Raw genomic sequence first — 15,751 nt, forward strand, 5'->3', positions numbered from 1 at the left:
TCAAAGTTTATTTTTCTTTTGATAAGGCTTAACGCAAAGTTTTGTCATTCCGAGGAACGAGGAATCACACTGGAAATTCCACACAGCAGATCGCCAATCTTTGTCGAGTTTCTAGTGTGATTCCTCGTTCCTCGGAATGACAAAATTACGGGTAATATTATAATACTTGTTATTTGTGATAAATTAATTTATATCATATAAGTCAATCAAATCATTTTACTATTAAAATAACCAGCCTTTTGAAAATCGTCTATATTCATAGAAATCGACTTCACTTCAGGAAGACAATTTTTTAGTTTCGTTACAATTGCTTTTGATAAATTGTTTTTTTGTTCCTCATTTCGGCCTTCCATTATATAACCAAAAACATGAATAAAATCACTCAAAGTATTACCATTATTATAATGTGAAAAAGGATTTATGCGAACTTTAATTTCTGGTGCGGTAAAAAGATTTGTTGATAAAGCAGAATTAAAAACTTCCTGCATGATGTCATCTGCAGATTTTAATCTTAATACATTTTCAGAGCAGTCGATAATAAAATTTGGCATTTGATAGTAGTTTAGGTTATAAATTCACTTCAATCAAAATTATAAAAACATTATCAGTTTTCGTTTATTTTATCGGATATATAAATAATTCATTTTTCTGTTTACACTTTATTATATTTGTACGTTTCATTTATTTTTAACGCAGTTTGAAAAATCCACTTTTGTTACTTTTTGTCGTTCTGATGAGCTTTCCGGTTTTGGCTTCGGAAAGTACAGATGACATTATAGACAAGTTAAATCTTGCTTTAAAAAACAAGCAGCATTACGTTCGGTTAAAAGAAGAACGAATTCTCAACTTCAAGAAAATTAAATCTGATGATTTAACAAAAGAACAGGAATACAATTACAATAAAACTTTATATACAGAATACCAGAAATTCAATTCAGATTCGGCTATTTTATACGTAAAAAAGAACCTAAAAATTGCCGATGAACTTCACAATAAAGATTTAGCAGATTTAGCCAGTCTGCAATTGGTCACACTTTATTCATCTTCAGGGAAATACCGCGAATCTGAAGCCATTTTAAAAAGTATCGACAAAAATAAATTGTCAAAATCACTGCTTCCCAATTATTACACTTCTTATCGTGAATTTTTTGAGCATTACGCCGCTAATAGTTTCAGCAGGCAATATTTAGAACAGATTCAAAAATATCGCGATTCATTATTGATGGTTTTAGACCCAAAATCTATTAATTATCAAATCAATAAAATCCAGCAGGATATTTATCACCAAAAGCTTGTGATTGCTCAAAAAAAATTAATGAACCTGTTGAAAAATGCCAGCGAAGATAATCCGCAATATGCTATGATTACCTATTTGCTGGGAAGCATTTATGAGAACACACATCAGCTGGAATTACGAAAAAAATATTATGCGCTTTCGGCAACAGCCGATATTAAAAATGCTAATAAAGACAATGCTTCACTGCAGGAACTGGCTTTGGTTTTTTACGAAATTGAAGATGTCGATATGGCCTATAAACTCACACAATCGGCAATTGAAGATGCGCTTTATTGCAATGTGCAGTTTCGAACACTTTTAATGTCAGAAGTTTATTCGATTATCAATACCGTTTATTTAGAAAAAGAAGCAAAGCGGAAAACAGAATTACAGCTTTATTTAATTTGTATCAGTCTGCTTTCTGTATTTTTGATTGTTGCTGTTATTTACGTTTACAAACAAATGAAAAAGGTTTCGAGGATTCGTGGAGAACTTTATGAAACCAGTCGAAAACTGGCCGAACTAAATCAGGATATTACCGAAACCAATAATCAGCTGCAGGAGCGTAACGCACAATTATCAGAATCGAATCATATCAAGGAAGAATATATTGCGCATTTTTTCAGTCTTTGCTCAACCTACATCAATAAACTGGAGAATTACCGAATCATGTTAAATAAAAAAGCAGCGGCAAAACAATTCGACGAAATCTATAAAATGCTAAAATCAACTACCTTGGTTGATACAGAATTAGAAGAATTGTATAAAAACTTTGATATCATTTTCCTTAACCTATATCCTACTTTTGTAAAAGACTTTAATGCGCTTTTAATTAAAGAAGAACAAATTGTTTTAAAGCAGGGAGAGTTGCTAAATACTGAACTTCGAATTTTTGCTTTGATTCGTTTAGGAATTAACGACAGTGTAAAAATTGCAGCCTTTCTTCGTTACTCTTTAAGTACAATTTACAATTATCGAACGCGAGCGCGAAATAAAGCGGCAGTTTCGAGAAACGATTTTGAAGAAATGGTGATGAAAATAGGTTTAATTACGTTGAAAATCTAAAGATTTATTTTAAGATCACTACTTTTTTTGCTCTATATTTTTTATTAAAAAATTGACAATCAGTATTTTAATTTTTTTATTCACTACTTTTTTTCGTTTAAAAATTCAAAATATACTATAACGTTTTAGCTTTACAATATTATTAAAAGGTACATTTGACCACTAGTACCTTTAACTAAATTGAATGCTTAAATAAATTAATAGTTATGTTTAAAAACGTTAAAACAATTGTTGTTTTAGTTTTATTGAGTTCATTCGGATTGAATGCACAAAATAAGGTTCCGGTTTATCTTGATGATAAAAAGCCAATTAGTGAGCGTGTAGAAGATGCGCTTTCAAGAATGACAACCGAGGAGAAAATTGCCATGATTCATGCGCAGTCAAAATTTAGTTCACCTGGTGTAAAACGCCTTGGAATTCCGGAAAACTGGATGACCGACGGACCGCACGGAATTCGTACCGAAGTAAAATGGGACGAATGGGACCAAGCAGGCTGGACAAATGATTCTTGTATTGCATTTCCGGCTTTAACAGTACTTTCTTCAACATGGAATAAAGAATTAGCTTCTTTATACGGAAAATCAATTGGTGAAGAAGCGCGTTACCGAAACAAAAATGTACTATTAGGTCCTGGAGTAAACATTTACAGAAGCCCGTTAAACGGCCGTAACTTCGAATATATGGGAGAAGATCCGTTTTTAGCTTCAAAAATGGTGGTTCCCTATATTAAAGGAGTTCAGTCTAATGGAGTTGCTGCCTGTGTAAAACACTTCGCTTTAAACAATCAGGAAACAAACCGTAACTCAGTAAACGTAGTGGTGGATGACCGTGCGTTGTACGAAATTTATCTTCCGGCTTTTAAAGCGGCTGTGCAGGATGGTGAAGTATGGGCAATTATGGGTTCTTATAACAAATACAAAGGACAGCAATGCTGCCACAACGAATACTTATTAAACGATATTCTTCGTGGAGAATGGGGCTTTAAAGGTGTTGTAGTTTCTGACTGGGGAGGTGTAAACGATACCAAACAAGCGATTCATAATGGTTTGGATATGGAATTTGGTTCCTGGACAAACGGACTTACCTGGGGAACAAGTAATGCTTATGATAATTATTACTTAGCAAAACCATACTCTGAAATGATTAGAAAAGGGGAAATAGGAACGAAAGAATTAGATGAAAAAGTACGTCGTATTTTACGTTTAACTTTCCTGACTACAATGGATAGAAACCGTCCTTTTGGATCTTTTGGAACTGAAGAACATGCTAAAGCAGGTTTAAAAATTGCTCAGGAAGGAATTGTTTTATTACAAAACAATAACAACATTTTACCAATTGACCTTTCTAAAACTAAAAAGATTGCTGTAATTGGAGAAAATGCTATTAAAATGATGACTGTAGGAGGAGGAAGTTCTTCTCTAAAAGCAAGATATGAAATTACGCCTCTTGAAGGTTTAAAGAAAAGAATTGGCAGTCAGGCTGAAATAGTGTACGCCCGCGGTTATGTTGGTGACCCAACAAGTAATTATAACGGAGTGGTAGTAAAAGTAAGTTTAGAAGAAAAGCGTTCTCCAGCTGAATTAACTGCTGAGGCTTTAAAAGTGGCTAAAGATGCTGATATTGTTCTTTTTATTGGAGGTTTGAATAAAAGCCCAAATCAGGATGATGAAGGACACGATCGCAAAGAATTAGGATTGCCATACGGTCAGGATAAGTTAATCAGCGAATTAGCAAAAGTAAATAAGAATATTATTTACGTAAATATTTCTGGAAATGCGGTTGCAATGCCGTGGGTAAAAGAAGTTCCGGGAATTGTTCAGGGATGGTTTTTAGGTACTGAAGCTGGAAATGCTTTGGCCTCGGTTTTAGTTGGAGATGTAAACCCTTCCGGAAAATTATCTTTCACTTTCCCTGTAAAATTGTCTGATAACGGAGCACACGCTTTAGGAGAATTTCCTGGTGGAGACGAAGTAAAATATAACGAAGGAATTTTTGTTGGATACCGCTGGGCAGACAAACAAAAAGTAAAACCATTATTCTCTTTTGGACATGGATTAAGCTACACCACTTTTGCATACGGAAAAGTAACTGCTGATAAAAAACAAATTTCAAGCAGCGACAAAATCACGTTTTCTGTTACTGTAAAAAATACAGGAAGCAGAGAAGGTTCTGAAGTGGTACAGCTTTATATCAGTGATTTAAAATCTTCATTGCCTCGTCCGATTAAAGAATTAAAAGGATTTGAGAAAGTTTCGCTAAAAGCGGGAGAAGAAAAAACAGTTACGTTTACAATCGATAAAACTGCTTTGAGTTTCTTTGATGATAAAAAACACGACTGGGTTGCAGAATCGGGTACTTTTGAAGCAATCATTGGTGCATCTTCGACAGATATAAAATCTAAAGTGGGTTTCTCACTTCAATAATTTCATTATTTCTAAATTGGTTGGTTGTAAAGCTGCAGGTGTAAAAAGTTGCAGCTTTGCTTTATATTTTTAGTTATAAATAAAATGTTATAAGTTAGAAGTTTTTTTAATCCTAATTAAATTTATAAAATGAAACAAATATTATTCGCTGCAGTTTTTATTTTATTCCAAAAGCTTTCGGCGCAAAGCCTGGAAAAAATGCAGTGGTTTAATGAACCTGAAAAATGGGAAATTAAAAATAATGCACTTATTATGAATGTAACCGCAAACAGCGATTACTGGCGAATTTCTCATTACGGATTTACCGTTGATGATGCACCTTTTTATTATGCAGCATACGGCGGCGAATTTGAAGCCAAAGTAAAAATTTCCGGAAATTATATTGCACGTTTTGACCAAATGGGCTTAATGATTCGCATTGATGAAAAAAATTACATAAAAACAGGAGTAGAATTTGTTGATGGAAAATTCAATATCAGTACGGTTGTAACACACGACAAAAGCGATTGGAGTGTAACCACTCTTGAAAAAGCACCGCCATTTGTCTGGATTAAAGCAGTTAGAAGATTAGATGCTGTTGAGGTATTTTACTCTTTTGATGATAAAAATTACATTATGACCAGAAATGCTCCTTTACAAGACAACACACCCGTAATGGTTGGATTAATGGCCGCTTCTCCTGATGGAAAAGGTTTTGAAGCTAAATTCGAAAACTTCTCTGTAAAACATTTACCAGATCAAAGAAGATTAGAGTGGCTGAAAAACCATCAATAAACTAAATACCAAAAAACTGAACCTATAAATCATAATTTAACTTAAACCAAATACAAATGAGTTCAATTTCATCTGATATTAAACCAAAAAAGCATTACGAAATTCTCGACGGTTTGCGTGGGGTTGCAGCTATTTTAGTTGTTGCTTTTCACATTTTTGAAACCTTTAGCGGCGGAAACCGTTTTATACAAATTATCAATCACGGATATTTAGCCGTTGACTTCTTTTTCCTTTTATCTGGATTTGTTGTGGCGTATGCTTATGACGACCGCTGGGGGAACATGACGCAATGGGAATTCTACAAACGCCGATTAATTCGCTTACAGCCCATGGTAATTATGGGAATGATCATTGGTGCTGTATTTTATTATTTCCAAGCCTCAGATATATTGTTTCCGCAAATTGCAGGAATGCCGGTGTGGAAATTAATTTTAACAATGTTTATTGGTTTTACCTTACTGCCAATTCCACCTTCAATGGAAATTAGAGGCTGGGGAGAAATGCATCCTTTAAATGGTCCGGCTTGGTCACTTTTTTTCGAATATATCGCAAACATCTTGTACGCCCTGATTTTTCGCAGATTTTCGAATAAAGTACTGTCAGTTTTTGTGCTGATATTTGCCGGACTGTTAATTAATTATACCGTTTTTGGCCCAAAAGGTGACGTAATTGGCGGATGGTCATTAAACCTGGAGCAAATGAATGTTGGTTTCACCAGATTATTATATCCGTTTTTTGCAGGAATTTTACTTTCCCGTTTAGGAAAATTAATTCACATAAAAGGCGCATTTTGGGTTTGCAGTATTTTGATCACAATTATTTTGGCATTACCAAGATTTGGTGATGAAAACAGTATATGGCTGAATGGTTTATACGAATCTTTCGTTATCATTTTAATCTTCCCGGTTATTGTTGCAATTGGAGCAGGCGGGCAGATTAAAAGTGCTTTTTCAACAAAAATATGCAAGCTTCTAGGCGATATTTCGTATCCAATTTACATTACCCATTATCCGTTAATTTATTGGTACACAGCTTGGGTGGTCGATAATAAAGTTTCAATTCAGGATGGTTATGTTTTAGGAATTGGTGTTTTAATTGCCAGCATTCTAATCGCATATTTATGTTTAAAATTATACGATGAGCCGGTTAGAAATTGGCTTCAGAATAAGTTTCAAAAACGTAAAATAGCGTAAAATGTACAAGGTAGAGATGCACTGCAGTGCATCTACGCAACGTATATAAAATCTTGAAGTTCTAATTTTGTTAGTTATAGATATTCAAAAAAGGGATGAAATTTCATGTTTTCATCCCTTTATTTTTTTGTTTTTATGTAGAGACGCACAGCAGTACGTCTTTTTTTGCCACAGATTAAAAGGATTAAAAATGATTTTATTTTGTATGAATTTGCAAAAATGCGTTAAAATATTGTGTCAATACTTTGCGGAGACGCACTACTGTGCGTCTCTACGGATATGCATTTCGAAAAATTGTAAAATAGATTAATGAAAGACAAAAGGGATAAACAATTACGTTTATCCCTTTTGTCTATAAAGTTATTCTAAAAAAGAGAACATAAAAACTTAGTATCTCAGAATCTTAGCACCTCAGTACCTTAAAAAATTATTCTAAAACCAATGCACCCAAAGCTTCTTTACTAAAACCTTTTAACTGTTCTGTTTTTCCGGCTTTAATTTTAGCAGTCCAGTTTGGGTCAGATAATAATGGTCTTCCTACGGCAACTAAATCAAAATCACCTCTGTCGAAACGTCTGTTTAATTCTTCTAAAGAAGTTGGCTCAGAACTTTCTCCGGCAAAAGCACCAAAGAAATCGCTTGAAAGACCAACAGAACCAACCGTAATTGTTGGAGCTCCTGTTACTTTTTTAGCCCATCCTGCAAAATTCAAATCAGAATCTTCAAATTCAGGTTCCCAGAATCTGCGTTGTGAAGCGTGTATAATATCAACTCCGGCGTCAACAAGCGGTGTAAGCCAGGCTTCTAATTCCTGTGGATTTTTAGCCAGTTTATAATTGTAATCAGAAGGTTTAAACTGAGAAAAACGCATAATAACTGCAAAATCATTTCCTACTTGCTTTCTGATTTCTTTTATTACTTCAATAGCAAAACGGTTACGTTCCGGCAAAGTTTTTCCACCGTAAATGTCTTCACGTAAATTCGTTTCAGCTCTAAAGAACTGGTCAATTAAATAACCGTGTGCACCGTGAATTTCAACAGTATCAAAACCTAATTTTTTAGCATCAGCTGCAGCCTGGCCAAAAGCAATTATGGTGTTTTCAATATCTTTCTCAGACATTGTAATTCCGTTTCTAAAATCAGGACGGTTTAATCCAGACGGACCTTCAAAAGGAACTGGCGGAACCCATCCTGAATGGTGGTTATCCATAATTCCCATATGCCAGATCTGCGGGCCCATTTTTCCGCCTGCAGCATGAACTTTTTCAATAACTTTTTTCCATCCGTTTAAAGCTAAATCCCCGTGAAAATGCGGCACATTAGCATCATTTGATGAAGAAGGTCTGTCGATAACAGTTCCTTCAGATAATATTAAACCAACTTCGCCTTCAGCTCTTTTTTGGTAGTAAGCAGCTACTTCATCAGTTGGAACTCCGTTAGGAGAAAAAGAGCGCGTCATAGGCGCCATTACGATTCGGTTTTTTAGATTTAACGTTTTTAAGTTAAATGGCGAAAACAGGTTGTTTGTACTCATAGTAATTTACAAATTAGATTGAATTAATTTACTGAGTGCTTCAAAGGCACCTTCGTTACGTTTATAATAAGTCCATTGTCCAACACGTTTGGCTTCGATGAATCCGGCACGTTGTAAAATAGACAGATATTCTGATACTGTAGATTGTGTCAAACCGGCTTTGGCCTGAATTTGTCCCACGCAGACACCGTGTTCAAATCCGCCATGTTCAAGCTGTCCGGGAAAGTTTATTTCGGGTTCCTTCAGCCATTCCAGCATTTGCAATCTGGATTTGTTAGAGAGCGCCTTAAAAATTTCTATATTTTCCATAGGGCAAATATATCGACTTTTCCCGATATATCAATTTAAAGAAACATTTTTAGGAAAATTTTATGATGGAGGAGGAGAAATGATGAAGAATTTAGGAAAGAAAAATTATATTTGCTTATGTATTAATCTCGCAAAGTCGCAGAGGCGCAAAGTTTTTTCAATTGCCTCCAGCTTTAGCTGGAGATATTGAGAAAGGTGGGAAAAGGGCTTTAGCCAAACTGTATATTTTTGGCTAAAGCCTTTCGGGCTAATTTTTATAAACCTCCAGCTAAAGCCGGAGGCAATTCAATTGAAAAAACTTAAAAAAAGCTTGGTGTCTCTGTGCCTTTGCGAGATTAAAAAATGTTCTCCAAAACAAATAAACTTAATCAATTATGAAAAAAACTCTACTTATTTTAGGATTCTTATGTTGTGTAATAACCAGTTCAAAAGCACAGGTTGTAGGTACTGATATTGGTGATATAGCGCCAGAAATCGATCTTCCTGATACAAAAGGCAATAATGTGGTGCTTTCATCTTTGCGAGGTTCTTTGACTTTAGTCGATTTTTGGGCTTCGTGGTGCGGACCATGTATTAAAGAACAACCGGCATTATTGAAATTATACAACGCTTATCCGGATAAATTTTCGATTTACAGCGTTTCTATGGATACTAAAAAACCTTTGTGGTTAGCGGCTATTGCTAAAGGAAAATTACCATGGATACAAGTAAGTGATCTAAAATATTGGAAATCTCCGGTTGTGGGAGATTATATGCTTCAATCAGTTCCCTTAAATTTTTTAATAGACAAAAACGGAATTATCCTTGCTAAAAACATTCACGGAAAAGCGTTGGAAGATATGGTTAATAGTTTGTTGACAGCGCAGTAATTTTGTTTCAAGCTGATATGTTTTTGGTATTCTTAGCAAAAAAAAATATGAACTTTACAAGTAATGAAATTCAATATTTACATAATTTATGATTCAAGAATTGGTCTTAGTTACAGACTTTTGATGAATAATTGTTTTCGTTCGATGCTGAATTAAAATACTATATAAGTTTAATAAATAAGCCAAATAAAGCGGCAATGATTATTATATAAGGTTCAGGCAGATTTTTGACACGGAACAAAGTAATAATTGTTATTACAGCAATAAGAACTGTTGGAATATCAATTATAGTTTGGGAAGCAATTACAAGGACCGAACCTGCCAAAGCACCAATAACTGCTGCCGTAATTCCATCAACAAATGATTTAACCGATTTATTTCCTGCAATTTTATGAAAATAAGGTGCCATAGCAACAGTAAATATATAGCAGGGTAAAAATGTGGCTAAGGCAGCAACCAGAGCACCCAAAAATCCGTCAACTAAATAACCGATGAACCCAACAGTAATTACTACCGGGCCTGGTGTTATCATTGCTACAGCAACAGAATCTAAAAATTGCTGCTCTGTTAACCAATGATTTTCAATTACAACGCCTGAATGTAAAAAAGGTACAATGGCTAACCCGCTTCCAAATACAAATGTTCCTGCCTCGGCAAAGAAAATGGCAATTTTGATTAACGTTTTACTTTCATAATTCCATAAAGGAACCTGCAGGAGCAATATTGAATTTATAGATTTTGAGTTCCACCATTTAGGAGGTGATTTAATGATCATATATAAAAATCCTGCCGCAATAAATAACAAGACCGGTTCTTGCCGCATGATAAATGTTATACTAAAAGTAATAAGAAAAAACAACCATAATAACCAGTTTGTTCTAAAAGACTCGATATTAAATTTACCAATAGATTTTACGGTAAGTTTGTACGAACTTACGACTATAAGCCCAATGACGGCTGCACCAACGCCATAAAATACAGCTTGAATCCAGGGCAGCCCTCCATATAATTTATATATAATTCCTAAAAGAACAACCATAATAAAGGAAGGCAGAATAAATGCAAACCCAATTAAAGTAGCTCCTATTAGTCTATAATGCACAAATCCCAAATAGATTCCTAATTGAGCAGCCAATGGCCCCGGAGCTAATTGGGCTAAAGCCAGACCCTGTTTGTATTCTTCTTCAGAAATCCATTTGCGATTTTCGACTAAATCTTTATGCATATATCCTACAAGTGCAACTGGTCCTCCAAAACCTATTGTTCCCAGTTTTAGAAAATATAAAGCTAATTCTTTTAATGAATATTTTGCAGCTGTCATTGATAAGGATATTTTTAAAAAGCAATTCCAAATTGAAAGCCAACAGTAAACGATGCAGGGTGATCATTACCAAAACGAACAGGCAGAGGCAGAGCGGCAAAATAACTGCAGTTATTGCTTTTTATGACCGTTTTATTAATTACAGGAGTTATACCGTATCTTCCGCTGCTTTCAAAAGCTGCTCTTCCGGCAAATGTGTAACCATTTCCCAGTGCGACTAAAACGCCGGGATGAAATAATAAATTGGTTACTTTATCACTGTTTCCCTGTACTCTAATGTTGGGAACAACTTCAAATGAAAAACCTATTTTTTGACTCTTCCAAATATTGATTCCGGTAGGAAAACCTACGGCATAATAATCTCTAAAATTTATACTTGTCTGTTCATTGCTAAAAGTTGCAATAGGGTGCATGATTCCAAAATAACCCGTAATTTTTGGATATGTAGTTTGAGAAAATGAATTATAACTAAAAAATAATAAAGTGATTACGAAAATGTGTCTGAATGAAATCATAATAGTTTTGTTAATTAAGAAACAAAGCTATTAATAATGAGATTTTTTAAATAGAACGCTGTTTACCTTTTGTATCTGAATTACTTTTCAGCCTGTTTTTTCTGTAAGAAGAAGGATTTTTTCCCGTTTGCAGTTTAAATATTCTTGTAAAATGACTTTGGTCTGAAAACCCTGTCATATAAGCAATTTCAGTTAAGGTATAAGTTGAATTTTGAATTAAATTGATCGCTTTTTCAATTCGCAGTTTTCGAACATATTCACCAAAATTCAGGTCTTCAAAATATTTAGAAAACTCTCTTGACAAATAGGATGGATTTAATTCTAAATCATTGGAGATTTTCTTTAAATCAAAAGTAAACTGCGCATCTATTTGATCCTGAATTATATTTTTTAATTCTTTTACCCACAAAGGCGTTTTTTGACTGCTTTTTTTCTCAATTAAAAACTTCTTGTATACTTCGTGAAGTAAATTTTCGAACGGACTGTTTTGCAGATGGTTCTGCTTGTACAAATGTTTTGCCCAGCTGTATAGTGCATCGTAGAGTTTTAATCCGGTTTCTAATAATTCGGCATCGTTTGTAATGTTGTGCGAAAGCCCGGCAGAAATTGCCCAAAGTCCGGCAGCTTCTTTCGCAAGATCGTGGCGGTCAGTATCGGCGCCGCGAACAATTTTTGCCATAATTAAAACAGCCGGATCGTCAATTTGATACTTTTTTACAATGTAATCAAAAGTGCAATCTTCATTATAATGCGTAAATTCTACATCTGGAATATCAAACGGAATTGCATCTAATTTTTTTGCTTTCTCTAAAACTTCATTAAAAGGAACATAAATAAATTCGGCATCAGCATCAACAAATTTTTTGATCAGCCATGGGCAGGCGATTCTGTCAATTTTAGGCCTTTCACGTGTTATCCATTTCATTTTGATAAGGCTAAAAATTAATCATTTTCTGTTGAAGTTTTCTTTACGCCGCCAAAACTAGTTTTCATCAACTCTCTAATCTGAAACTGCGTTTTATTTCGGGTTACACTTTTCCATTCGTCAAAATCATAAATATGAATTTGATCAGCATACGGGTTTGTTACAAAGAAAAGTCTTGATATTGAATATTTATAATATTTTAATTCATGCGAAATATGACGGTTGGGTACGATAATAAGAATCGTATCCCAATCCAGAAAATTTTTGGGAACATCATCTCTTTCTGTTAATCCAAGAGATTCAAAAAAGGCAAGTATCTTTTGGTCATTATTCTTATCGATCTTTTCATCGATACGTTTAATGGTACTAAGAAGCTTTTTTTCATCTTTAATAACACTCATACAATATTTGTTTTTTTAAATTTTATATAAAATTACACCAAATCAAAATCATTTAAAAAAGTATAGCCAATAGAATGATTCTAAATTTTAATCATTATTTTAAGATCGTTTACAAGGAGTTATTATGTGTAGGTTTTGATAAAATATTATCGACTTAAATCATTTTTATACCATAATTTTATCATTCTAACTTTATTTAACCGCATTTTTATGAAAATTATTTTTTTTAAAAGAATTCTTTTGTTTTTGATTTTTTTGATTTCAGGTCTGGCTTCCGCCCAAAAATCAGAAAGAGAATTGATTTTAATCGATAAGGACTGGCGATTTTCATTTGGTCATTTATATGATACAGAAAAAGATTTTGGACACGCAGCAGGCTATTTTTCCTATTTAACCAAAACCGGATTTGGGGATGGTCCGGCGGCAAAAGACTTTGATGACCGTGCGTGGCGAAAGTTAGATCTGCCTCACGATTGGGCAGTTGAACAGGAGTTTAGCGAAAAAGGAAGTTTTAGCCATGGATTTAAAACTGCCGGAAAAGGTTTTCCTGAAAAAAGCATTGGCTGGTACCGAAAAAAAATCAATATCCCGGAAACTGATAATGGTAAAATTATCAGTTTAAAATTTGACGGTGTTTTTAGAAACTCAAAAGTATTTTTTAACGGCTATTATTTGGGAACAGAACAAAGCGGTTATAACGGATTTGAATATGATGTAACGGCTTATGTTAATTATGGAGGAGAAAATACAATTGTTGTTCGTGCCGATGCATCTATGGAAGAAGGCTGGTTTTATGAAGGCGCAGGGATTTACAGACATGTTTATTTACAGAAAACAAATCCGGTTCATGTAGCAGTTAATGGAACTTATGTAACATCAGAACTTAAAAATAATGATGCTGATGTTATTGCCGATGTTACGGTTGAAAATAAAGGAAATTATAAAGGATCGATCGAAATAATTCAGACTATTTTTAATGCTGAAAACAAGCAGGCTGCAAATTTTTCTGAAAGTATACTGGCCCCTGAATTTTACAAAACAATTACTCATAGTTCAAAATTATATGTAGAGCACCCGCTTTTATGGAGTATTGAATCACCTAATTTATATCGTTTAGTAACGCAGATTAAGCAGAACGGAAAAACAATTGATAGTTATGAAACCACATTTGGAATTCGAACTATTGAATTCGACCCGGAAAAGGGCTTTTTCCTTAACGGAAAACCTTTAAAATTAAAAGGGACCAATAATCACCAGGATCATGCGGGAATTGGAACGGCACTGCCAGATGATATTCAGTATTACCGAATTAAAAAACTGAAAGAAATGGGCTCGAATGCCTATCGTTGTTCGCATCATTCGCCAACGCCCGAACTGTTAAAAGCTTGCGATGAATTAGGAATGCTTGTAATTGATGAAACACGTTTGATGGGGATCAACGATTATCATTTAAATGATTTAAAGCGAATGATGGAGCGCGACCGAAATCATCCGAGTATTTTTTGCTGGTCTGTTGGAAATGAAGAATGGAATATTGAAGGCAATATTGTGGGCGAACGTATTACGAATGTAATGCAGAATTATGCAAAAAATATTGACCCAACAAGACCTGTAACAGTGGGAATCAGCAGCGGATTTAAAAGCGGGATTTCGTCTGTAGTTGAAATTATGGGCTATAATTATCTTGGAAACGGTGATATCGACGCACATCGAAATCAGTTTAAAAACCAACCCGGAATGGGAACAGAAGAAGGTTCAACTTTTGCAACGCGCGGCATTTATTTTACAGATGATGCCAAACATTATCAAAGTGCTTATGACCGAAAACCGCGCCCGACTTTTTACAGCATAGAAGAGGGCTGGAAGTTTTATGCCGAAAGACCATATCTGGCAGGAATGTTTATCTGGACAGGATTTGATTATCGTGGAGAGCCAACGCCTTATGGCTGGCCGTCTGTAACGTCGTATTTCGGAATGATGGATGTGTGCGGTTTCCCAAAAGATAATGTGTTTTATTTAAAATCATGGTGGGGAAACAAACCTGTTTTACACATTATGCCGCATTGGAACTGGAGCGGAATGGAAGGCAGAGAAATTGATGTCTGGGTACATTCTAATTGTAATGAGGTAGAGCTTTTCCTGAACAAAAAAAGTCTCGGGAAAAAGAAAATGGAGCAAAACAGCCATTTAGAATGGAAAGTAAATTATATGCCGGGAACTCTGGAAGCAATTGGATATAAAAATGGAAAAAAAGTATTGACCGAAATTCAAAAAACAACTGAAAAAGCTGAAAACATTAAACTTTCTGTAGATAAAGAAAATGTGCAAAATTCAAAAGTAACGGTTGTAACAGTTGAGGTTACAGATAAAAATGATTTACATGTTCCAACAGCCAGTGATGAAATTACATTTTCAATAAAAGGCGGAAAGATTTTGGGAGTAGGTAACGGCGATCCAATTTCTTTAGAAAAAGATCAGTTTCTTGATGCTCTTTCATTAGTTCAAATAACTAATTTTCAGGAACAAAAAGGAACAACTGTTACTTTGCCTCAGGAATTACAAAATTATCCTGAAAATGATTGGAAAACAGCTTTTAAAGATCGGGATTATAAAAACCAGGCATCATCTTATATTTATAAAGGCGAATTTGAGCTAAAAAACAATTTAGCTTCCAATATCGTGAGTTTCTTTTACAAGAAAATAGGAGTAGAAACGGTAGTTTTTATCAATGGAAATAAAGTAAATGCAAGTACCGAAGATCCTCAAAAGTATATTTTAGATTCGGCGATTTTGAAAGAAGGAAAAAATACGATTCATATTGCCGTAACTCCATTACAAAAAATAAAAGACTGGGACGTTATGAACACAAATCCGGGAGTTATTCAGGTAATAACGCCAGCTGAACCTTGGAAAAGAAAGCTTTTTAACGGATATGCACAAATCATAATCCAAAAAGAGGAAAATGTGGGAGAAGTTGTTTTATTCGCTTCCGCGAAAGGATTACGGGCATCAAGTTTGAAGAATTAATTTTAACCGCAAAGGCGTAAAGGTTTACGCAAAGCACGCAATGAGAAATAAAACTTTGCGTCTTCGCGACTTTGCGAGATTATTCGACTCCAGTTTAAAAAACCTTGCGACCTTTGCGA

The 15,751-nt window shown here is 34.5% G+C and carries 13 protein-coding genes; 6 read left to right on the forward strand and 7 right to left on the reverse strand.

From position 1 onward, the window contains the following. Positions 1-206: 206 nt before the first annotated feature. Entirely contained in the window at positions 207-551 is a 345-nt protein-coding gene (locus AABD74_RS14035; protein WP_232682057.1) for a 5-carboxymethyl-2-hydroxymuconate Delta-isomerase, read from the reverse strand. Positions 552-697: 146 nt separating this feature from the next. On the opposite strand from AABD74_RS14035, the gene AABD74_RS14040 reads away from it, so the two are divergent. The 4 genes from AABD74_RS14040 (at position 698) to AABD74_RS14055 (ending at position 6,731) form a co-directional block, all read left to right on the forward strand. After that, on the forward strand, positions 698-2,341 hold the full coding sequence (locus AABD74_RS14040) for a DUF6377 domain-containing protein (protein ID WP_406843244.1): 1,644 nt from the start codon (positions 698-700) through the stop codon (positions 2,339-2,341). 206 nt (positions 2,342-2,547) lie between these two features. Then, positions 2,548-4,764, forward strand: a complete 2,217-nt coding sequence (locus AABD74_RS14045; protein ID WP_406843245.1) for a glycoside hydrolase family 3 C-terminal domain-containing protein — start codon at positions 2,548-2,550, stop codon at positions 4,762-4,764. Positions 4,765-4,893: 129 nt separating this feature from the next. Continuing rightward, entirely contained in the window at positions 4,894-5,538 is a 645-nt protein-coding gene (locus AABD74_RS14050; RefSeq protein ID WP_232682054.1) for a DUF1349 domain-containing protein, read from the forward strand. 56 nt (positions 5,539-5,594) lie between these two features. After that, positions 5,595-6,731, forward strand: coding sequence for an acyltransferase family protein (locus AABD74_RS14055; RefSeq protein ID WP_406843246.1), 1,137 nt, complete (start codon positions 5,595-5,597; stop codon positions 6,729-6,731). Between the two features lie 427 nt (positions 6,732-7,158). Here AABD74_RS14055 and AABD74_RS14060 read toward each other — a convergent pair whose 3' ends face one another. Beyond that, the gene (locus AABD74_RS14060; protein ID WP_406843247.1) at positions 7,159-8,265 is read right to left on the reverse strand and encodes an NADH:flavin oxidoreductase; all 1,107 of its coding nucleotides are present in this window, start codon (positions 8,263-8,265) and stop codon (positions 7,159-7,161) included. A 6-nt stretch (positions 8,266-8,271) separates the two neighbouring features. After that, positions 8,272-8,574, reverse strand: coding sequence for a helix-turn-helix transcriptional regulator (locus AABD74_RS14065; RefSeq protein WP_012025367.1), 303 nt, complete (start codon positions 8,572-8,574; stop codon positions 8,272-8,274). Positions 8,575-8,948: 374 nt separating this feature from the next. Between AABD74_RS14065 and AABD74_RS14070 the strand changes: the two genes are divergently transcribed. Further along, on the forward strand, positions 8,949-9,443 hold the full coding sequence (locus tag AABD74_RS14070) for a TlpA family protein disulfide reductase (protein WP_406843248.1): 495 nt from the start codon (positions 8,949-8,951) through the stop codon (positions 9,441-9,443). Between the two features lie 160 nt (positions 9,444-9,603). Here AABD74_RS14070 and AABD74_RS14075 read toward each other — a convergent pair whose 3' ends face one another. Genes AABD74_RS14075 through AABD74_RS14090 form a run of 4 tightly spaced genes read right to left on the reverse strand, consistent with a single transcriptional unit; the run spans position 9,604 to position 12,605 of the window. After that, entirely contained in the window at positions 9,604-10,764 is a 1,161-nt protein-coding gene (locus tag AABD74_RS14075) for a chromate transporter (RefSeq protein WP_406843249.1), read from the reverse strand. A 14-nt stretch (positions 10,765-10,778) separates the two neighbouring features. Beyond that, entirely contained in the window at positions 10,779-11,279 is a 501-nt protein-coding gene (locus tag AABD74_RS14080; RefSeq protein WP_406843250.1) for a hypothetical protein, read from the reverse strand. 46 nt (positions 11,280-11,325) lie between these two features. Next, positions 11,326-12,204 (reverse strand): chromate resistance protein ChrB domain-containing protein, encoded by an 879-nt coding sequence (locus AABD74_RS14085; RefSeq protein ID WP_232683183.1) that lies wholly within the window; start codon positions 12,202-12,204, stop codon positions 11,326-11,328. Positions 12,205-12,221: 17 nt separating this feature from the next. After that, complete coding sequence (locus AABD74_RS14090; RefSeq protein WP_232683184.1) at positions 12,222-12,605, reverse strand: hypothetical protein; 384 nt, start codon at positions 12,603-12,605, stop codon at positions 12,222-12,224. A 210-nt stretch (positions 12,606-12,815) separates the two neighbouring features. Between AABD74_RS14090 and galA the strand changes: the two genes are divergently transcribed. Then, entirely contained in the window at positions 12,816-15,632 is a 2,817-nt protein-coding gene (gene galA / locus AABD74_RS14095) for a beta-galactosidase GalA (RefSeq protein ID WP_406843251.1), read from the forward strand. The last annotated feature ends 119 nt before the right edge of the window (positions 15,633-15,751 follow it).

It is taken from the genome of Flavobacterium soyae, assembly GCF_045348165.1.
In the GTDB taxonomy this organism is placed as follows: Bacteria; Bacteroidota; Bacteroidia; order Flavobacteriales; family Flavobacteriaceae; genus Flavobacterium; species Flavobacterium soyae.